The 22,839-nt window shown below is 50.7% G+C and carries 10 protein-coding genes; 9 read left to right on the top strand and 1 reads right to left on the bottom strand.

Annotation, left to right across the window (positions count from 1 at the left end; genetic code table 11):
* Positions 1-1,058 precede the first annotated feature (1,058 nt).
* Complete coding sequence (locus tag ACJJI3_RS10720; RefSeq protein WP_444942430.1) at positions 1,059-6,875, top strand: DUF6923 family protein; 5,817 nt, start codon at positions 1,059-1,061, stop codon at positions 6,873-6,875.
* Positions 6,876-6,885: 10 nt separating this feature from the next.
* The gene (locus ACJJI3_RS10715) at positions 6,886-11,094 is read left to right on the top strand and encodes a LysM peptidoglycan-binding domain-containing protein (protein ID WP_444942429.1); all 4,209 of its coding nucleotides are present in this window, start codon (positions 6,886-6,888) and stop codon (positions 11,092-11,094) included.
* A gap of 364 nt (positions 11,095-11,458) precedes the next feature.
* Here the strand turns inward: ACJJI3_RS10715 and ACJJI3_RS10710 are convergent, their stop codons facing one another.
* Entirely contained in the window at positions 11,459-12,088 is a 630-nt protein-coding gene (locus ACJJI3_RS10710) for a hypothetical protein (RefSeq protein ID WP_444942428.1), read from the bottom strand.
* A 532-nt stretch (positions 12,089-12,620) separates the two neighbouring features.
* Between ACJJI3_RS10710 and ACJJI3_RS10705 the strand changes: the two genes are divergently transcribed.
* The 7 genes from ACJJI3_RS10705 to ACJJI3_RS10675 all read left to right on the top strand — a co-directional run bounded on the left by ACJJI3_RS10705 (position 12,621) and on the right by ACJJI3_RS10675 (position 22,803).
* Positions 12,621-12,941 carry a hypothetical protein gene (locus tag ACJJI3_RS10705; RefSeq protein WP_444942427.1) on the top strand — a complete coding sequence of 107 codons (321 nt, stop codon included), beginning with the start codon at positions 12,621-12,623 and terminating at the stop codon, positions 12,939-12,941.
* 591 nt (positions 12,942-13,532) lie between these two features.
* A complete protein-coding gene (locus ACJJI3_RS10700) occupies positions 13,533-14,603 on the top strand; it encodes an FG-GAP repeat protein (protein WP_444942426.1) in 1,071 nt (356 codons plus the stop codon).
* Positions 14,604-15,723: 1,120 nt separating this feature from the next.
* Entirely contained in the window at positions 15,724-16,806 is a 1,083-nt protein-coding gene (locus ACJJI3_RS10695) for a glutamine synthetase (RefSeq protein WP_444942425.1), read from the top strand.
* 223 nt (positions 16,807-17,029) lie between these two features.
* A complete protein-coding gene (locus tag ACJJI3_RS10690) occupies positions 17,030-17,941 on the top strand; it encodes an alpha/beta hydrolase (protein ID WP_444942424.1) in 912 nt (303 codons plus the stop codon).
* 211 nt (positions 17,942-18,152) lie between these two features.
* Positions 18,153-19,970: an ABCB family ABC transporter ATP-binding protein/permease gene (locus ACJJI3_RS10685; protein WP_444942423.1), complete on the top strand. Its 1,818-nt coding sequence runs from the start codon at positions 18,153-18,155 to the stop codon at positions 19,968-19,970.
* A gap of 66 nt (positions 19,971-20,036) precedes the next feature.
* Positions 20,037-21,758, top strand: a complete 1,722-nt coding sequence (locus ACJJI3_RS10680) for a DUF8614 domain-containing protein (RefSeq protein WP_444942422.1) — start codon at positions 20,037-20,039, stop codon at positions 21,756-21,758.
* Between the two features lie 220 nt (positions 21,759-21,978).
* Positions 21,979-22,803 (top strand): right-handed parallel beta-helix repeat-containing protein, encoded by an 825-nt coding sequence (locus ACJJI3_RS10675; protein ID WP_444942421.1) that lies wholly within the window; start codon positions 21,979-21,981, stop codon positions 22,801-22,803.
* Positions 22,804-22,839 lie beyond the last annotated feature (36 nt).

Raw genomic sequence — 22,839 nt, 5'->3', positions numbered from 1 at the left:
TGCTTCGTATGTTGTGACCTTTGAGTACATTTTATATTCAAGATATACAGCGAATTTTTCAGAGCTGAAATATTTTTTGACTATCCGAAAGCCGAAAGCCGAAAGCCGGATGTCGACATGCTGCTTAATTATTTTAGCAGGAGGATTTCTCTCTGTGGGCTCCAGCTTTCAGGTCACAATTTAGGTATTCATCTGAGTTCAACTTCGGAGATAAATCTGATAAATAAAGTGGTTCGATTTCTCTTTTATGTCACGCCAGCTAAGCTTTGAAAACTTTGGCGCTATGTAATCAGGTATTTAGTACCAAAGTCATATAACGTTTTGCAGAATTAATAGGCCGCTGACTGAATCCAATCAAAATATCTACTTTCCAACTCTACTTGTTGGCAGGTTTTCTGGTATTCGATGAGTTTTTGCAGGTATTCACGAGTTGTATGAATTAGCATTTTTTAGCCTATCTTGTTTAACTAGTTCAATTGCTAATTTGCGGGTCAAGGGGTTTTCAGCTGATCCAGTACCTTATTTTCCAACAGGTCTTATATTAAGTTATGCACTTATCGCTGAATAGATGATTACTGCCATCCGGCATTCCAGGTTGTCATTATTCAAACGATAGAGTACGGCCTTTTCAGCATCGTTCGACTTGCTTATTGATTGATAGCTTAAGCGCACCAACGGGTATCTGCGATCTTTTAAGATAGAACTCTCTTCTTACACAGCCGAAATGGAAATTTTCACCTTTATTTATGTAGGTATTGGCGCAATATCCAGTTGCCGGGGTAGTAACAATCTCTTTTGTTTAAGTCATTTTTTGATCATTTCGGTACTGCAGTTCATATCAAATTAGACCGACAATCCGTCCGCCTAAAACAGATGGTTATTTGCGGTATTAATTTGTGTGTGAATAGCAAGAATTCCTATACCCATGTTTTTTCCACGGAGAGTACCTCGCTCAATCACATGATTGCTCAGCATAAAAATGTGCTACGGCACCGCTATTTAATGCAAAAGCACCTGAATACGCGGTTTGAACAGCAAACGATTGGGGGAGACGTTTGATGAGAGTGTATAGCGGGCAGTTGGCTTTTCTGTGGGGGGGAGGATGCACGGTTAGGTCTTGCTGCGGCAAGGCGGTGGCATCTTTGGGTAAAGGGGTTTTGCAGGTGCTCCGTGTTGTGTTGGCCATTGCCTATGGCTTGATGGGTTGGTCGGCGAGCACGCAGGCACAAGTGCAGCCATTTCCTGGGTGTGATTCGAGTCTTTACCATGCACAAGCTGAGCAGCAGGACACTCCCCCAATGGAGTTAATAAGTTTCGATACGAGTTCGAAACCGATCGATGATATATCGTTGGGAAGAGCTGACAATGTGGTCTATAACGGCCTCGCATTTAATCCTTCGGACAATTATCTGTATGCCATTAGGAGCAGGACTAATGTCCTGTTAAGAATTGGTCGGGATGGCAGTGTCCAGGGGCTAGCACCTATTCAGGGGCTTCCAATCCCTAATACTAATACAGTGGGCTACGTCTCAGGTGTAATCGATCCAGATGGTCGCTACTACGTCAGGGCTGATGGCGTGAATAATAGTCTCTATCGAATAGATATATCTGATCGCACTGCACGTGAGGTTAAAATGACTTTCGCGTTTTTGGCGGCGGATCTGGCATGGCACAAAGGCTCTTTGTACGCTGTCGGCAATCGAAGCTTATTTGGTGATAGGGATCGGTTGTTCAAAATCAATCCTGGAACAGGGGCGACGAATCAGGTTGGAAACGGGACATTCGGGGCGAACCTTACGGATGGGTTTGGTGCCCTGATTGGCGCAACAAACGGCGTGTTTGGTGTCTACAATGGCGGAGGTTTCTATCGGTTTAATACGCAAACTGGGGTAAGTACGCTGATCTCCGATATCAGAGGCACTGAATATGTCGGGGGTGCTGATACCAATGATGGCGCCAATTGTGTTAACGCAAGCGTAGTTTTCCCGGTCTCCCCGACGATCTCAGTCAACAAGAGTGCGAGCCCTGCCAGCGGCACGGGGGTTTCGGTGGGCGACACTCTGGCCTATACCCTGACAGTGGACGTTGCCAATGCTGTCACCGACGGTGATGTGGTGCTAACCGACACCCTGGATGACGGCCTTGAACCAGGTCCTTTGCCAAGTGGCTGTTCGGCATCGGGGCAGCAGATCACTTGCACCCTGGCTGCGGGCGCGGCCGTTGGCTCATACACCTTCGCTTACTCCGCTACCGTGAACGAGGATGCGACCACCGCTGTAGATAACAGTGTCGTCACTGACACTGGAGACTGTGGGACCTGTAGTACCAACCACCCGGTCGATCCAACGATCTCAGTCAACAAGAGTGCGAGCCCAGCCAGTGGTACAGCGGTATCGGTCGGCGACACTTTGGCCTATACCCTGACGGTGGATGTCGCCAATGCTGTCACCGGCGGGGATGTGGTGCTGACCGACACCCTGGATGACGGCCTTGACCCAGGCCCTTTGCCAAATGGCTGTTCGGCCTCAGGGCAGCAGATCACTTGCACCCTGGCTGCGGGTGCGGCCATTGGCTCATACACCTTCGCTTACTCCGCTACCGTGAACGAGGATGCGGCCACCGAAGTAGATAACAGTGTCATCACTGACACTGGAGACTGCGGGACTTGTATCACTAACCACCCGGTCGACCCGACGATCTCAGTCAACAAAAGCGCGAGCCCAGCCAGCGGCACGGCAGTGTCGGTGGGTGACACTCTGGCCTACACCCTGACAGTGGACGTTGCCAATGCTGTCACCGACGGCGATGTGGTGCTAACCGACACCCTGGATGAGGGCCTTGACCTTGGCCCTCTACCAACTGGTTGTTCGGCATCGGGGCAGCAGATCACCTGTACCCTGGCTGCGGGCGCAGCCATCGGCTCGCACAGCTTCGCTTACTCTGCCACCGTGAACGAGGATGCGACCACCGAAGTAGATAACAGTGTCGTCACTGATACTGGAGACTGTGGGACTTGCAGTACCAACCACCCGGTCGATCCGACGATCTCAGTCAACAAAAGTGCGAGCCCTGCCAGCGGCACGGCGGTCTCGGTGGGCGACACTCTGGCCTATACCCTGACGGTGGACGTTGCCAATGCTGTCACCGACGGCGATGTGGTGCTGACCGACACCCTGGGCGAAGGCCTTGACGTTGATATTACCAGCCTGCCAAGTGGCTGTTCGGCGTCGGGGCAGGAGATTACCTGCACGCTGGCTGCGGGCGCGGCCATCGGCTCGTACACTTTCGATTACTCCACCACCGTGAGCGAGGATGCGACCACCGAAGTAGATAATAGCGTCGTCACTGATAATGGAGACTGCGGGACCTGCACCACCAACCATCCGGTCGATCCGACGATCCTGGTCAGCAAGAGTGCGAGCCCTGCCAGTGGCACGGCGGTGTTGGTGGGTGACACTGTGTCCTATACCCTGACGGTGGATGTCGCCAATGCTGTCACCGATGGGGATGTGGTGCTAACCGACACCCTGGACGAGGGCCTTGACCTCGGCCCTCTACCAAGTGGCTGTTCGGCATCGGAGCAGGAGATCACCTGCACTCTGGCTGCAGGCGCGGCCATTGGCTCATACACCTTCGCTTACTCCGCTACCGTGAGCGAGGATGCGACCACCGCTGTAGATAACAGTGTCGTCACTGACACTGGAGACTGTGGGACTTGCAGTACCAACCACCCGGTCGATCCGACGATCTCAGTTAGCAAGAGCGCGAGTCCTGCCAGTGGCACGGCGGTCTCGGTGGGCGACACTCTGGCCTATACCCTGACGGTAGATGTCGCTAATGCTGTCACCGACGGCGATGTGGTGCTGACCGACACCCTGGACCAGGGCCTTGACCTTGGCCCTTTACCAACTGGTTGTTCGGCATCGGGCCAGGAAATCACCTGTACCCTGACTGCAGGCTCGGCCATTGGCTCGCATACTTTCGCTTACTCCGCCACCGTAAACGAGGATGCGACTACCCAAGTAGATAACAGTGTCGTTACTGACACTGGAGACTGTGGGACCTGCAGCACCAATCACCCGGTCGACCCGACGATCTCAGTTAGCAAGAGCGCGATTCCTGTCAGTGGTACGGTGGTCTCGGTGGGTGACACTCTGGCCTATACCCTGACAGTGGATGTCGGCAATGCTGTCACCGACGGGGATGTGGTGCTGACCGACACCCTGGGTGAAGGCCTTGACGTTGATATTACTAGTCTGCCAAGTGACTGTTCGGCGTCGGGGCAGGAGATCACCTGCACCCTGACTGCAGGCGCGGCCATTGGCTCATACACCTTCGCTTACTCCGCTACCGTGAACGAGGATGCGACCACCGAAGTTGACAATAGCGTCGTCACTGACAATGGAGACTGCGGGACCTGCACCACCAACCACCCGGTCGATCCGACGATCTTGGTCAGCAAAAGCGCGAGCCCTGCCAGTGGCACGGCGGTGCTGGTGGGTGACACTGTGTCCTATACCCTGACGGTAGATGTTGCCAATGCTGTCACCGATGGGGATGTGGTGCTGACCGACACCCTGGACGAGGGCCTTGACCTCGGCCCTCTACCAAGTGGCTGTTCAGCATCGGAGCAGGAGATCACCTGCACCCTGGCTGCGGGTGCGGCCATCGGCTCGCACACTTTCGATTACACCGCCACATTAAACGACAGCGCAACCACTGAAGTTGATAACAGTGTTGTCCCCAACACCGGAGTTTGCGAGACCTGTAGCACATCGCACCCGGTACTTCCGAGAGTGCAAATAAGCAAAACCTCAGATCCGGAAGATGGTATTGAAGTCACGGTAGGTGACACAGTCACCTATACGCTTAACGTGACGGTGAGCAATGGTCCGACCACCGAAGTGCTGACCCTGTCCGATACCCTGAGTGATGGTCAGAGTTTATTGACGGACTCCATCATCTCCCCACCAGGCGGAAACTGTCTTGTCGCGTCTGGTGGTCTCGAGTGCACTTTGGCAGTGGGTACTGCGCCAGGTGTCTACCTCTTTAGCTACCAGACTCTCGTGGACCCCGATGCAGGCGATACGATCAGCAACAACGTGGTCGCGTCGGGCGGGGGCGGAGATGATCCCGATTGCACCGTTTGTAACACCGGCCACCCGGTGGACAACCACTTGGAATTGCGGTTGGTCAAGACTGCGGGCGTGGGATCTGCGCGGATCGGCGACCTGGTGCGTTACGTGCTGACCGTCGAGAACGTCGGCGTGGTGCCCGTGACGGATGCAGCCCTGGTCGATACACCGCCGCCGGGATTCAACTATGTCGAAGGCTCGATCACCGTGGATGACGGTGATGATGCCTTCGAGCTGTCAGCCGGTCGCTACCCGCTCAGGATAGGTGGCCTCGACATTGATGTGGGTGAGCAGGCCACCATTGCCTATGTGCTGCGCGTCGGCGCTGGTGCTCGGCTCGGTACACAAATTAACTCGGCGGTGGTGCAAAGCGACACCGGTGATTCAATCTCAAATGTGGCCACCGCGCAGGTGACGGTCGAAACGGGTCCACTGCTTGATGACAGTTTAATTTTCGGCACGGTGTTTGACGACCGCGACGCCGATGGCTGGATGGATAGTGCTGCGCTGACGGGAGTGCGAGTGCAGGGTGGATTCGCATCCAGTGCCTATGCTCCCCCGGTGGCGGGTGCTACTGCGCCTTTGCTGCAGGGCATCAATCTGGGCCGTATCACAGCCCGCCAGTCCGAGGGTGATCCTGTAGAGCGGCACCAGATAGTAATTCGAAATAGTCTGGTCGAGCCCGCATTTACCGATGACTTCGTGCTTACCAGCGACCAGGGCGTGACCGTTCGAATGGACGCTGCCGGCAACACTTGGGTTGAGAAATCCGGTGAGGCAGCTCAGGGGCTTAACGCCGCCGAACCGACAGTGGAGCGTCGCCTGTTCCAGAGTGAGGAGGGGCTGGTCGTTGACTATGTGATCAGTAACGCCGGCATAGACGAGCGTGGCCTGCCGGGTGTCCGCCTCGCATCCGTGGAGGGTGTGCTGATTGAAACGGATCAGTACGGCCGTTACCACTTGGTTGATGTGCAAGGCGGCGAACGCGGCTATCGCAATTTTATCCTCAAGGTCGATCCATCCACGCTGCCTCCAGACACAGTTTTCACCACCGAAAATCCACTGGTACGGAAGATTACTCCGGGCGTGCCAGTGCGCTTCGACTTCGGTGTTCATTTGCCGGTAACCCTGTTGCCCGGCCGTACCGAGGAGGTTGAGCTGGCGCTGGGGGAAGTCATCTTTGCGCCGGGCAGTGCGGAGGTGCGCGCCGAGTACCGGCCGGCGATTGCCCGCATGGCTGAGGAGGTGGATGCCTACGGTGGCGGCGAGGTTGTCATCACTGCCGATGGACGAAGTCAGGCACTTGCTTTTCAACGTGCGATCGCAGTGCGCGACCTGCTGCTCAAGCAGGTTGAAGCAGAGCACGCACAGATGTTGAGGGTCACCGTGCGCACCGAGGTTCATGAGTTGGTCGGTGGTATCAGCGCGGGTGAGCTACTGCTGGGCACGGTGCTGTTCGACACCGACCGCTCCGAGATCCGACCGGAGTTTGAGGAGCTGTTGGATAACGTGGCTGCCCACCTGGAGGAAATGGGTAGTGGCGTTGTGGCAGTGGTGGGCCATACCGATGTGCGCGCCAGTTACCAATACAACATTGCCCTGGGTTTGCGAAGGGCCAGGTCTGTGTACAACGCCCTGGCTATGAGGTTGAGCCCGGAAGTGCGTTCCCGGATACGGGTCGAGTCCAGTGATGACCCGACAGCGTCTGTCACTTTGCCTGTCACTTCTGAAGATAAATAAGGGGCCGATCATGCAGATGAAATTACTCTATGCCGTCGTGATCAGTAATCTGGCCAGTTGTACAGCACAGGTACTTGCACAGCAAACACCAGTAACCATGACGGGAAGCTCCGAGCCATTGCATACGGGCGCTACTATGGAACCTATCTCCATAGTGCCCCCCCATGCCAGCGGTTTGATGGATGGCGAATCCTATACCGTCGCCAGTGGTGACTATTTATCTAGTATTGCTGCCCGGGCCGGTGTGGGCTTAATTGAACTCGCTAGCTGGAATCTCATTGATTCCCCTTACACAATCTATCCTGGACAACAGTTGCGTTTGTCGCCGCCGCCGAGTGCATCGGTGTCACCTCAGAAGAGGCTGGCGAAGCAAGCGACAGCCTTGAACGATGTCACTCCAAAAGGCGCCACCATCGAACATGCCCCTGCAGCGCCGCATGCCAAGGGTTTTATGAACGATGACTTTTATACCGTTGCGAGCGGCGACTATTTATATGCTATCGCTGCCCGTGCTGGTGTGAGTTTAAAGGAACTCGCGCGCTGGAATAGCATCGATTCCCCCTACAAAATCTACTCCGGTCAGCGCCTGCGTTTGTCTCCGTCACCGGCTGATGGATCGTCTATTACCGCTGTTAGTAGTGGTGTGTCGCCGGAACTGGTGTGCGCTGCCGACGGTTGTCGTACCGGTGATGGATTGCTATTCCAGCTGCGTACACGCAGTTACGATGAGCCTCTTACGGTAGGCACAAGCAAGCAGTCCTCATCCGAGGAGCTGCAACCTGATCGCAGGGTCGCAATCGGATTGGAAAAGCCGGGACGAGCTGTAGCGCAGGGGCGGTTCTCTGTGTCATTGCCTGATAACGGCGTAATCTGGGCTACCGAAGATCCCACACTGGGCCGGCGCGACTTGTCGGTGTCGGCCCCCACCATGGTGCCATTCGAAAATGGCGCCATCACCCGGCCGGTGCGTTTTTTCGTGCGCAGTAATTACAGCAGCTTTGTCTCGCGTATGGAGTTGGCAGTGTTCCGCAGCACCGACGTCGACTTGATCAGCCCGCTGGCAAAAGTTGCGGTTGATCTAGCTCCAGTGGTGGAGGCTCAGTGGGATAGCGCGTTGCCCCGGGAAATTCCGTTTCGAGTCGGTGATGAATTGGTCTATGTACTGCGTGCGTTTGATGTCGAGGGGCATGTTGACGAGACCTATCCCCAGCGCTTGCAACTGGTACGCCCCGACGAAGCTGAGCGCAGCCAACAACTCCTGCGAAGTTCGACTGAACGCTCCTTCGGCAGTGCGCTGAGCGAGGAGGAAGCTGAGACCCAGCGCCTGATCGACGATGTGTTCGACGAGAGTAACCTGCGCTACCAGAATATCCCGATTTACGGATCGCGAGTGCGTATACAGGGCCGCAATATTCCGGCTGCTCACACCCTGTGGATCAACGGCGACAGCTACCCGGTCGACCTGGAGCGGAAGTTCGTTGCCGAGTACCTGATGCCGGTGGGCCAGTACCGCTTTGATGTCAGGCTTGAAGGTCCTGGGGGCTCCGTTGTCGAACGCGAGCTGCCGATAGAAGTGAGCGGGCGCTACTTCTTCGGTGTGGGCATCGCCGATGTAACTGTGCGAGAGAACAGGGCCAGTGGCCCCGGCCGCGACTTGGTGCTGGATGGCCGCGATGATGACCTTCTCAGTGACGGCCGGTTGGCGTTCTACCTAAAAGCCAAAACGAAGGGCAAATACCTGATCACCGCCCAGGCAGACACCCAGGATCGGCCTCTGGAAGATCTATTCGACGGATTTACCCAGGCCGACCCACAGGATGTCTTCCGGCGCCTGGACCCGGACCTGTACTACCCGACCTACGGGGACGATTCGACCACCTCCCGGGACGTCGACACTATGGGGCGGTTCTACCTGCGCGCCGAATGGGACAAGAACGAAGCGCTGTGGGGCAATTACTACACCGGAATCACTGGCACTGAATATGCGCAATACGGGCGCTCGCTGTATGGCGCAGGGCTGAACTGGCGCTCAAGTTCGGCCAACCCTTGGGGGGATGCGGATACCGAGTTGCGAGTATTCGGCTCCGAGGCGCAGACCGCGCCCGGCCACAGCGAATTCATCGGTACCGGCGGCAGCTTGTATTACCTGCGCCATACCGACGTGCTGCCCGGTTCAGATCACGTCGTATTGGAGGTGCGCGACCCGGGAACCGGGCTGGTGGAGCGGCGCATCGAGCTACAGCGCGGTGCTGACTACGAGATTGATGAACTGCAAGGCCGTATCCTGCTGACTCGGGCGCTGTCGCAAATTACCCGGGAAAACATCCCTTTCATTACCCGCGACACGCCACTGGATGGATTCGAGCAGAGGCTATTGGTGGACTACGAGTGGGTGCCATCGGGCTTCGATGCCGATGAGGTCACTGGAGGTGTGCGTGCCAAGCACTGGTTTGGTGACCATGTGGGAATAGGGCTTACCTATATCGACGAGAACCGCGCCGGTGAGGATTACACGCTGATGGGGGCCGACCTTACCCAGCAGTTTGGCAAAGGCACTTATCTGAAATTCGAACACAGTCGGACCGAGTCCACTATTGCGCCAGTGTTCTTCTCCGACAACGGCGGCTTGAGTTTCTCCCGACTTAACCCGGACGGCTTGCGCGAGGGCGAGGCCAGTTCTGTTGAATCACGGGTGAATTTCCGCGAGCTGGGTTGGACCGAGCAGGAGTGGAGCGCCGCCACTTGGTGGCGGCAGGTCGACGGTGGCTACTCGATCTCAAGGCATGACACTGGTCTCGATATCGAGGAGCACGGCGCGGAGCTGTTGGGCCATTTCAACTCGGGTCTCGGTATCAACGCCCGTTATAGCGAGGCTGAGCGCGATGGTGAAACACTGGCTCAAGCGCACCTCAACAGCGAGTTGCGTATTGGTGACAACAGTGCCCTGAGCGCTGAAGTGCGCGGTATTGAGGAGCAGCGCAGAGAAGGCGATGCCACCGGCCTTTTGGGTGCGCTGCGTTATTCTCATCGATTCGGTACATCGCTGGACGTGTCCGGCACTACCCAGATGACCCTGAGTAACGATGATGGTGACTACGCCGACAACGATGCTTATTCGCTGGCGGCGCGCTACAATTTCGCCAACCTGTCGACCCTGGGAACTGAGATAACCACTGGTGATCGCGGTGATGCGGCGACGCTCAACGGCGAATACCGGCTTACTTCACAGCACAGCTTCTACGGCGGCTATACCTACTCGACCGACAGTACCGAATACGACTCGCTCTTCAACCCTAATCGCCAGAACGGCTGGACCTTCGGCCAGCGCTGGAGATTGTCGAACCAAGTAAATTTGTTCAACGAAAGTCAGCACATCAGAAGTCGTGATGAGTCAGGGCTGGCGCATACCTTCGGTATGGACTTTTACCCGGCAATTGGTTGGAACCTGGGTTTAATCCTGAGTGATGGCGAGCTGACCAACAGCATCGGCGAGGAGGTATCCCGGAATTCGGTTAGCCTGACCGGCGGGCGTACTTCGCCCGAAACTGACTGGCAGAGCAAGTTGGAATGGCGGCGCGATAGTGGGGCTGAGCGGCGCACACAATGGGTCAGTACCCATCGCCTATCCCATAAACTCAATGAGAGTTGGAGGATTGCTGCACGCTTTAACTACGCTGACACCGAAGACGAGCTGAACTCGTCTGAGGGAGCAAAGTTCATTGAGGGTAATGCTGGTTTTGCCTACCGGCCTTGGAGCAACAGTCGTTGGGGGCTGTTCGGGCGTTACACCTATCTTTATGACTTGGCCTCGCCGGGGCAGTTGGGTGAGGTGGACTACGACCAAAAGACTCAAGTGCTGGCATTTGAAGGTGTATACCGCTTAGACCACCATTGGGAGCTGGCTGCCAAACTGGCGCGGCGCGAGGGCGAAGTTCGCTTTGGGCGTAATACCGGTGACTGGCTCGATTCGTCCACCACTTTTGCTGCAGGACAGGTCCGTTTTGAGTTTTACCAGAATTGGCACGCGCTGGCTGAGTATCGTTGGCTCAATGTAGATAATGGTGGCACTCGGCAGGGATTCCTGGTCGGTGTCGATCGAGATATTGGAAAAAACATTCGTATCGGTGCAGGTTACAACTTCACAGAGTTTAGTGATGACCTGACGAACTTTGATTACGACCATAAGGGTTGGTTCGTCAACTTTACTGCACGTTATTGATGGACGCATGTGCCCGTTCTGCTTAGGTCGGGCATATATACAGGTGCAGAGTGGTACAGCGATAAAGCAGGAAGCGTTGGTAATTAGGGAGTTATTCAGAGGCTCCTTAGAGAATGCTTTGTAATCTAGGCGGTATCTGAACCGCCGATAGAAAAATCGGGCGACCTTATTTGGGGGGAGCAATAAGCTTAATAAGATCTTTCCCCCCCCTATATTGGATGCATATCGCGAGCGGGCATTTAATGCCTGCTCTCAACAGTTACATTACGCCTGGTCAACCAGCGAGAATTCTCCGAAGATTTTCGACAGAATACGGGGTGGGTATGTGAAGATTTTATCCCAGAGGGGTACTTCTACATTCACCTTAACAACCAATGCTTTTTAGGCGTGTATATTTTTCCTCAAACATCAATTTAAGGGTTTTTCGTTCTGGGTTAGACAAGTCTATTTTTCTTAGGTCAATAAGGTGAATGTGTAGGCAGGGCGTCATAGAGCTAAATTCGTGGAGGTCGTTTTTGGTGAATACAGGGAATAATTCGTTGTTATTGCTGAATTTCCTAAATAGATCGAAGCCTGCGCTGGGAGGTCCGATCATGGGGTTTTTCGGGAATGTTAAATCTTTAGCTAAAAAAGCAGCCCTAAATTGATATTGGTGGAGGTCGAAAAAATCTCCTGGAAAAATATAAAGTCCTGAGGGGCGCAGAGTGTTTTCGGGAATATTGATATAGCGGTCAAGGCCATATATCGAGGGTGTTGCCACCAAACGTGATTTCTGGCCATGCAGTAGCTCTATTGTGAAATCCCCATAGATATGTTTTAAGGCTGGGGAGTAGATGGAGAAAAATCCTTCAATGCTACGGGCAAAGTTATAGGTTAGTTGTTTGTTGTTGAAGGTATCTAAATTCCAGGTTGTTGTATCTTGCTGCATGGAAAACCTATTTTCTGGATTGCACAAGATAACTGCTAGCTCCTTGCATTTTGTATTAAATTTCAAGGATGTATCTAAGTGCTGGGTTGGCTGGATGAGCGGTTTGAGCAAGATGTTAAATTTCAATAATGTGAGTGATCGTTTAAATGATCGTGATATTTACTGCTGGATTATGCAGACAGATTCTTTCTGAATTCAGCTGGCTAGACTGTCACAATTCTAGTATGGATAGCTGTGTGCTTGAGGGTTCATCTTTCTGTGATGTGCGTGGGTGTTTTGTAGGTCGCTAATACTTCCAGGTGCTACATTGAGACTGTAAGTTCCGGTATTTTTATCTGGCAATTTGACTCTATTATTTTTTTTGATTCAAACGTAATTCAAACACGATTAGAGTTTTTTTGCCGTGGTATACATGTTTAGTGCCACGTTTTATTGGTTCACTGGTAGTGAGTCTGGTTATGTATTGTGGGTAAAAGGTACATTAAAGCGGTAGATTTTCCAGGGCGAGGGGAAAACTTCTTGCCTGATCTTAATTGGTGATGAGCCCAATAGGGTAATGCTTCTTGATAAAGGATAAGATTTCAATGAGGAAATAGGAATGAATTTGAGAGAGCTAAACGTAAAATCGGACCTTACTCTTCTTTATATAGATTTGGAGGGCGTCCGTTTTGTAACGTCTCCAATCACCCTGCCGGGACATGCAGAAAGTTGGCTGCGCGTTGGTTTAACCAAAGATTGTGTTCTGGTTGTTCAGACCCCAAAGCGAGCGAGGTCGATCTATGGAGACCGACATGTTTTGTTGGTCGCCATCGTTACAGCCAAGCATAGATTTAGTGTTGAGTTAAACAAATTGGCTGGTGTTGTTTTCATGGGGGAGGAATTTAAGGTGGAGAATGAACCTAAAGGTAATAAAGGTTAAGTCAATGTTTGATGTTTTGAGGGCGCGGTCAATACGGTAAAAGGCCTTGAAGGCTACCTACGCCTGCTGTGTTGCAGCTTTTGCAAAGGGCTACAGCTATTTGAGGTGAGCTGCGCCTAATATCTGTAACCTTTAAAGTCTGCAGTGATATTAGAGAGCTGTTCAGAAGCTCCTTCCAGTTAAATCAATTTGACTGCCGAATAGTAATCCAAACGATACTCAAACAAAAATATAACTTATTTACTTAGTCGGTTACACGATGAGTACCATGTTTGACTGTTTTACTGGTTGAAATTCAATAGTGTATCGGGTGTTAATGTTTTAGCACTTTTACGCAACCTCCCCTGCTTGTGCTGGCCCCGCACAAGCCCCTTTGCCCGGTAGCTTGCCGGGCTTTTTTTACTCCAGTGCTGGCTCCTCATTTCCGAAACTCCAATTTTTTTCAACGCTGAATCCCACGGTCGGTTGTTTCACTGCTGATGAATCCAGTTATCTGCTAGAAGGTGGTGTCTTTGGGGCTTTGTTATCTCCCTTTTCAACCGGGGAATCCCTCTTGCCATGCCTAAGGGAAAAAGAAAAGGAAATATGGCTATGTATTACGTAGTGTCAAAACTTGAGCCTGCTGCGATGATATTAATACGCCTGTTGTTGGGGCTTGCACTGTCGGTTGCTTTTATTCTGTCCACAGTCTTTGGCGGTGACGGTCAGGGTCATGCCACGACCAGTATGGTCGATAAGGTGGCCAGCCCAGCCGCAGGACCAGCCATCGGAACTCACACCCTAAAATATGCAGTTGAGACGAAAAGGAGGGCGGCCACGCGGGTGGGAAACAGCGTCGATACCAGTATCGATGGCGGCCAGGCGAGAAATGATATATTTAATGTCGGGGTTGGTGATTTTTTCGGCAGGTTTGTAGCTTTAAGTGCGAATGGATATACCCTCGCTGTAGCGGCCCCCGATGAGGCTAGCTCTGCTGTCGGTATCAATGATGACCATGAAAATAATGATGCAGTTGGTTCCGGGGCAGTTTATGTATTTGCCCGCAAGGATGGCTCCTGGCATCAGCAGGCGTATATTAAGGCGAGTAATTCTGATGTATTTGACCGTTTCGGTATCTCCGTAGCCCTGAGTGCGGATAGTCATACACTGGCGGTAGGTGCTTTCGGAGAGTCTAGTGCTGCTACCGGTATTGATGGCGACCAGACTAATAATGATGCTCGGAATTCCGGTGCGGTCTATGTGTTTACTCGTGTGGATAATGTCTGGCATCAGCAGGCGTATATCAAGGCAAGTAATACCGGGGCAGGTGATAGTTTCGGTGGGTCTGTAGCTCTGAGTGCGGATGGTCATACCCTGGTCATAGGCGCTTTTGGAGAGGCTAGCGCTACAACCGAAATCGATGGCGATCAGGTGAACAATGATTCTGTTGGTTCTGGAGCGGTTTATATGTTTGCCCGTGCGGACGGCGTTTGGCACCAGCAGGCATACATCAAGACAAGTAATACCGAAATAGGTGATAGTTTCGGTGGGTCGATAGCCTTGAGTGCGGATGGTCATATTTTAGTCGCAGGAGCTCCCAATGAAGATAGCTCGGCCGTTGGTATTATTGGCGTTCAGGCAAATGACTCAGTGGAAGATTCGGGTGTTGTGTATTTGTACTGAGCAGTTTACCCCTCAATCAATAGGCCTCCCTTCTTGCCGCTGTAGTTCATACAATGGAAAAAGAACCTCCCACAAATTACATCAAAATCGTAAATTATAATTACTAGCTGGGGGGGATACCGTAGGTTCCTCTGATAGAGATTTTAGAGTCTAGGAATTACTGCTGAAACGTTTGTAAGTGTTGAGGGAAAGGGGGCTTTACACAAAAAATGATTCCATTGATGTGCAGGGCCTATTCACAAAATATTCTACTTGTGACCTGTACTTTACTATAGAAAATTTGGCCGCCCAAACTGGCGCGGCCCCACCCTGTGAGGAGTGTTTGTTATAAAACTTATCGTTAGTTGCTAGGTTATCTAGTGGCCGACTCAGAGTGCGCCCTTTTTATGGGAAGAGCGCGGGCTACTATTTTCGTCACCATAATTTTGTAATTGAAAAAATACAATTGCGAACAGGTGCCCTAACTTGTATCTACTGCTCACCAATAAGTTTCGCAGGAATAGGCTTTTCCTATCAGATTTTATGCTCTGTGTAGATGTTTTACATAGTGTATATGGCTCCGAATCTAGCTAGGACCTTAAAGTCAAGTTGTTGCTTAGAGGTTTGTCGTATTTATAGAGTAATTCGGGATCGTTTGAATCAGAGTGGTATTTGAACGCGTTTGTGTCTCAGATTATAGATATCGAAACTGGCCATGTTGACATGGTCTATTTCGGGGGGTGTCCGATAGGGAGCTAGTAGGGTTTGATCGAATTCATTAGAGGGTTGGTGCCCGCTTTGATTGGAATGTTCTAAGTTAGGGCATAGATAGTTACTACTAGCAGAAATCAAGCCGGTTCAAAATTCTCAGTGTTTTTAGTTTAGTCATTACGAAAAATACCTCGATAGTTTAAACGGTAGATAACACGATTCAGGTTTACTCTTTAATAAATTTCTATATGAAGGATGCTATGAAGATTTAAGTGTTTTTCGGTCTGGAAGTGAGTAGATAACGTTGGCAGTCCTGTTATGTGTAGGGTCTAAAGCTAATCGATAATTTATCTATGTAAGTACATTTTCCAGATACTAGAGTAGGCAGGGCATATTCTGCTGACGTAGAAACTCAAAAAGGTTCATCAGTATGAGTAAACTCAGTTTCGTAGAATACCTTTGGATTGATGGAGCGAGTCCGATGCAGCAGATTCGTTCGAAGGCTAGAGCTCTTAGTTTGCCAGATTGTCCGGTAGTAACGGATTTCCCGTTGTGGACTTTTGACCGGTCCAAGACAGAGCAGTTGGATGACAGTGATTCTGGTTGTATCCTGAATCCAATACGAATCTATCGGGACCCACTACGTGGGCTAAATGACTATATCGTACTTTGTGAGGTGCTTGAGGAAGGTAAAAAAATTCACCTGTCAAATATACGTGCCCGAATGAGGAAAACGCTAGACTGTTTGGGAGCGATTATTGAACCACAGCTGGGTTTTGAGCAGGAATATAAACTTATTTCTGATTGCTATCCGTTTCGTTTTTCAGGGGTTGAGGCCTTTTTATTACAAAGAGTTTATTATTGTGGTGTAGGCAGTGAATCGGTTTATGGGCGAAAAGTTGCTGAGGCTCATGCGAGAGCCTGTATCGATGCTGGAATTCTTATCAGTGAGATCAAGACTATAACGCTGGGGCAGTGGGTATTCCGAATCGGTTATCGTGGCATTGATGGTGAATGTTGCGATGCTCTAACGATAGCAGACGATGTTTGGGTTGCCCGATACCTTTTAAATCGTGTTTGCGAGAGATTTATGGTGCGCGTATTTTTTAACAGTAAATATCTCGATGACAGCTGGAAAGGCCCTTGCATACGCACTAAGTTTTCGACCGCCATTACTCGAGATCCAGATAAGAGACAAAAGGCCCTGATGAATATTGTTAATGCGCTAAATGGGAAATTCAATGTCGAACATGATGGTGAACTTATTCGAGCAGCCCGGCCTGTCGCGAGGAAAGGTTGTGTCTATTTGGAAGGCTTGCATGCTGGGGTCGATACGGACCCCTATCATATAGGGTACAACCTTATTGCTTCTACCGTAGATGATATTAATGATGCTGATGCGCTACGGCTACTACGGGAGGCTGGCCTACTTTTGACGAAAAGCCATCATGATACGGAAGGCAGTACCAACACATTAAAACACCGAAGTGATCACTCAAAATCGAGTGTTTGATGAAACGGTGGTTATCACGATAGAGGATACCCATAATTTGGAACGGTAATGCCACTGGGTATGCATCTATGTATGTAGAGTAGGCATAAATACTTTGGCCTACCCAAAGATCGGGAAAACAAATAAAACCTTTTTTGGCAAAGCCCAATCGGTCAAGAGTTAGCGGATGTAACCTATATAGACGCAAAGCTATCAATCTTAGCGAAAAGTGAGGGTGTTACCCGTGAGTGAATTTTGGAATTGCTTTACTCGTGAGAAAACGGACGAACAATATAATCCCGTTTTGTGGACACGTCGCCTCCCTGCAGATCTTCTTTTGCCATCTCATGCAGAGTTTACAGGAAGTCGCAGTTTAACTTATCGCAAAGCGATTAAGGACGGTTTACAAACTGTCAGTTTTGGAGAGGGGGACTACTCTGGCTCGATGGATGTATTCAGGTCGGATAAAGTCCCTGAAAATGCTCCGGTTGTAATTTATATTCACGGTGGTTGGTGGCAGTGGTTTTCAAAAGAGCAATTTTCTTTTCTGGCCAAGCCTTTTAATAAAGAGGGGTTTGCGGTCTATATTCCGGGTTACCGTATGGCCTCGGACTGGAAAAATGATACTCCAATGGAGTCTATTGTCTTACAGATGCAGTGGGCAATGGCAACCATACTGAAAGAGGCCGAGGAAAAAGGATCTCCATCTGTATATTTAGTGGGGCACTCGGTAGGGGGGCAGCTGGTGGCATTATTACATCAGACAGATTGGAATCAATTTGGCGTTCCGGCAACTGCTCAATGTAAATTTAAAGGTGCGTTCTCCCTCGCTGGCATATTTGATATCCGCCCATTGGTCAATAGTTTTTTCAATGATCTCATTAATATGTCGATGGAATCTGCTGAAAAGGTAAGTCCCCAGATGCTAGTGTCTGGTATTGATGCAACAAGATACCCGCTACACTTAATAGTGCCTGAATTTGATACTCTGGAATTTTTTCGGCAGGCCAAAGAGTATCAAGAGAAAATGCTAAAAATGGATAATCCCTGTTATTTCAAATTAGCGAATAATCGGGACCATCTTGATCTGATAGAAAAATTAGTCGATGACCGAGATGAAGTGCTGACCTATATGCTTGAGCATATGAAAGCCTAGCGACGATTTAGTCTTTTGCGGTCCTCTTAAACGGCACAGACGTTTTGCTGTTTGATGACTGCTGCTGTATCGGCGACAGTGTCAATGTAGTGTGAGAGTGAGAATATGCGCTTTAAAGAGCAGCTTCGGGGCGGCGCTTTAGAGACAAGCGTCTATATAAGTTCTATTGACGAATTATAATGGGCGCCTGTTTTCTCCTCCTGGATAGATTATGCCGAGACCCAAATCCACTGTCTCTTTGGATGAGGTGCACTGGGGTGCACTCAAAACCCTCTTCCCTTACCTATTGGAATTCCGCCGCGCCGTAGTCTTGGCGATCCTCTGCCTGATTGGCGCCAAGGTTGCGGGTGTTACCCTGCCATTTTTGCTCAAACATATTGTCGATGACCTGGATAGTGCTGGGGGCATGGCCCAGGCAGTGGCATTACCTTTGGGGCTGCTGTTGGCCTATGGGGCTGTGCGCCTTTCCAGCACTCTGTTTGGCGAACTGCGAGATACGATTTTTGGCCGTGTCACTGAGCGGGCCCAGCGCCGGATCGGGTTGGAAGTGTTCCAGCATTTACACAAGCTGGACCTGGATTTTCACCTGAACCGCCGTACCGGTGGGCTCTCTCGGGATATTGAGCGGGGCAATAGCGGCATCGGGTTCCTGATGCGGTTTATGGTCTTCAATATCGTACCCACGCTGGTAGAGATAGCTATGGTGGCGGGATTGCTCTGGTGGAATTACAGCGGGTTATTTGCGCTATTAGTGTTGGCCGCAGTGATTATTTATATCGGCTTTTCAGTGGTAGCCACTGAATGGCGTACGCGCTTTGTCAGGGAGTTGAATGAGGCAGAGTCACAGGCCAGCAGTCGTGCAGTTGATAGTCTGCTCAACTATGAGACGGTTAAGTACTTTGCCAATGAGCGACATGAATCCGGTCACTATGACCGGGAGCTGGCCAGTTGGGAGAAGGCCCGGCGTAAGAACAGGCTGTCCCTGCTTGGCCTAAATAGTGGCCAGGCGCTGATTATTGCCAGCGCAATGTGTGCAGCAATGGTTCTTGCCGCGGTAGGAGTCACCAAAGGCACTATGACCATCGGTGACTTCGTATTGGTGAATGCCTTTATGATGCAGATCTTTATACCGCTAAATTTTCTCGGCTTTGTGTACCGGGAGATGAAAGGGGCACTGGCAAATATTGAGAAGATGTTCTCTTTACTTGCGGTAAAACCTACTGTGGAAGATCTTCCCCAGGCGGCCCCCCTCACTGTGGTGGAGGGCCGAATTGAGTTTGATAACGTCCAGTTTGGCTACAAAGATAATCGCCAGATCCTCAAAGGTATCAGCTTTGCTGTGGAACCACGGCAAAAAGTGGCAATTGTTGGCGCTAGCGGTGCAGGTAAGTCCACCCTCTTTAAGCTCCTGTTTCGTTTTTATGACGCTAACAGCGGTTCCATTTCCATCGATGGCCAAGATATTCGCAGTGTTTCCCAGGAGTCGCTGCGCAGGGCTATTGGTGTTGTGCCTCAGGATGCAGTGTTGTTCAACCAGTCGATCCGGGACAACGTACGTTACGGACGTGTAGATGCCTCAGATACTGAGGTGGATGAGGCGATCCGCCACGCCCAACTGGAATGCTTTGTTCAGCAACTGCCAGAGGGGGCCGATACCCTGGTGGGGGAGCGGGGTCTCAAATTGTCCGGAGGGGAAAAGCAGCGGGTTGCTATCGCTCGGGCCCTGCTGAAAAAGCCTCCGATTATGATCTTTGACGAAGCGACCTCATCTCTCGATAGCCACTCAGAGCAGGGCATAGTGGCATCCCTGCAGGATATTGCCCGCGAGCAGACATCGTTAGTGATCGCTCACCGCCTCTCCACAATTGTGGATGCAGACTGCATTCTGGTAATGGATCAGGGCGGAATAGTCGAGCAGGGAGCCCACCGGGAATTGATGCAGGCTGACGGACACTACGCGGCCCTCTGGCGTATGCAGCAACAGGAGCGTGGAACTGAGACCCAAGCGGCTGAGGTGCCTACGCCATGACGGTTGATAAATCCCTACAGCCAGACTAATGTGGCGCCGATACAAAAAAATGATAGGCAGAGCGATATGACCATTCCTTTTCAGGCTACCAAGATAGCGGCAGCAGTGTTGGCACTGGCCCTTGTTGGCGCTTGTTCCAAAAAAGAGCAGCAGCCCGAAGAAGTTGCCAAAGCGGAAGCTGAGGCTCAGATTGTAGAGTCCAAGACTGTACCTGTGCCCTCAGGCCAAAAGGTAGAAGATGCGGATAAGCGTTTTGATATCTATGTACCGGTTGAGCTCACTGCAAATCTAAGCGGTCTCTCCGACAACCAGCGCAAAATGATTGGCCTGCTGATTGATGCCAGCCAGATTATGGATCGCTTGTTCTGGTTGCAATCCTACGGTCCAGCTGAGGAATTGCTCCCGGATATTGAAGACAACCGCGCTCGTAAGTTTGCCGATATCAACTATGGCCCCTGGGATCGCCTGAACGACAATAAGCCGTTTATTGTTGGTTATGGAGATAAGCCCCTGGGTGCTAACTTCTACCCAGCGGATATGACCCGCGAAGAGTTCGAGAAATGGGACCAGGCAGGAAAAGACGGCTTGTACTCCCTGGTACGCCGCAATGAGTCTGGCAGTCTCGAACTGGTGCCTTACAACGAAGCTTACAATGCGGACCTGAATAAGGCGGCCAGCATTCTGCGCCAGGCAGCTGAACTGGCTGAGAGCAAGGAATTTGCTAACTACCTCACCATGCGTGCCGACGCACTTCTCTCCGATAATTTCCGACCCAGTGATATGGCCTGGATGGATATGAAGGAGAATGATATCGATGTGGTTATTGGTCCTATTGAAAACTATGAAGACCAGCTGTTTGCCTATCGTACCGCTTATGAGTCCTACGTCCTGCTGAAAGACAAAGAGTGGAGTAAAAAACTGGCCAAGTTTGCCGCTCTGTTGCCCGAGTTGCAGAAAGGTTTGCCGGTTGAGGAAAAATACAAATCTGAAGAGCCCGGTACTGACTCAGACTTGAATGCCTACGATGTACTCTTCTACGCTGGCCACAGTAACGCTGGCTCCAAGACTATCGCCATTAACCTTCCCAATGATGAGGAAGTACAGCTGGCCAAAGGCACTCGCCGTTTGCAGCTGAAGAATGCAATGCAGGCCAAGTTTGACAAGATCCTGGTGCCGATCAGCGATGTATTGATCGCAGAAGATCAGCGCAAGAATATTACCTTCCCGGCATTCTTTGCCAACACCATGTTCCACGAAGTGGCCCACGGTTTGGGAATTAAAAAGACCGTAGAGGGCGGAAATAATGTTCGGCAGGCTTTGAAGGAAACCTCTTCCGCCCTGGAAGAAGGTAAGGCTGATATCCTCGGTCTGTACATGGTTACCCGCTTGCATGAAAAAGGTGAGCTGGAAGAAGGCCAGCTGATGGATAACTATGTTACCTTCCTGGCGGGTATTTTCCGCAGCGTACGTTTTGGTGCGGCCAGTGCCCACGGTAAAGCCAACATGATGCGCTTTAACTACTTTAAGGAGCAGGGTGCCTTCACTCGCGATCCTAAGACTGGTCAATACAGTGTTGATTTTGAAAAGATGCAACAGGCGATGACGAACTTGTCTCGTTTAATCATTACTATCCAGGGTGATGGTGACTACGAGGAGGCCAAATCACTGCTGGAGACCAAAGGCGTAATTGGCCCTGAACTGCAAGCTGATTTGGATCGTTTGGCCGAAGCCAATATTCCGGTTGACGTTACCTTTATTCAGGGTAAAGAAGTACTTGGTTTGAAGTAATTTCCTTATCTTTTAGTTTAAAAAACCCGGCACCTGCCGGGTTTTTTTGTGCCCTTAAAGCTTATCCCCCTTCGATTTGTAATTTTCCCCGCTGATTGCAGCTTAGTACTTTAGGTACTTTTTCTTATGGCGGAATTAATAGTCACGTCCAAACTAAGGAGGCAGTCTGTATCCCAGGCTAGGAATTCCAACTCTTATACAATATTGACAGAGGTTTTACATGGATATTAAGCAGTCAGTTATTAAGTTATTAATATTAGGCGTAATGGGGCTATTTACAGCGTCATACTCTTTTGTAGTATCCGCTCAGGTATCCTGTGGTGATGTTATTACAACCGCCGAAGTGCTTACACAGGATTTACTCTGTGACCTTACTGCCGCTGAGCCTGATGCCCTTACGATAGTTGGTCCTGAAGGCAGTTTGAGTATGGGAGATTTTTCTGTGACCTGTGCTACAGGTGCGGGATTTGGCGGTGCTGGAATACGTATCCTGGGCCAAGGTGCGGTATTGACTGGCGGTGCCATTAATGATTGTTTTGACAATATTTTTATAGACGGTGTGGGTTATCACACGGTCGTCGGAACTGAGCTAGTTGGTAGTGTTGACGATGGTATTGATATTGACAGTATCTTTAACAATATTAGTGGATGCATAATCACTGATAGTGGTCGGGTAGGTGTTGATATGGATGATGATTTTAATACTCTCTCTTCTTGTGTTGTATCGCTCAGTGTCTCTGATGGAATTCAGGTAGATGATAGCTTTTCAAATGTGTTCAATAATATATCTACATTCAATGGTGGAGCAGGAATTCTAATCGAGGGCTCATCCAGTAATATAATCTCCCAAAATTTAGTATCAAGTAATGATGGTGGAGGTATCGTTTTGGAATTCACGAATTCAACTAATAATGTCATAACTGGAAATTTCTCTGAACTTAATCTTTCCTTTGATTTATATGATACGGTTGATCCCGATTGTAGTGGCACCAACATTTGGTACGCTAATGTTGCCATTACTAAAAGTCCAAGCTGCCTGGATTGAATTTTTTCGCGATTTGCGAAACTTACTAAAAAGGGA

This window comes from Microbulbifer maximicatervae (SeqCode) (assembly GCF_052466985.1).
Note: the sequence above shows the minus strand (reverse complement) of the source record. Positions and strands in the feature narration are given on the sequence as shown.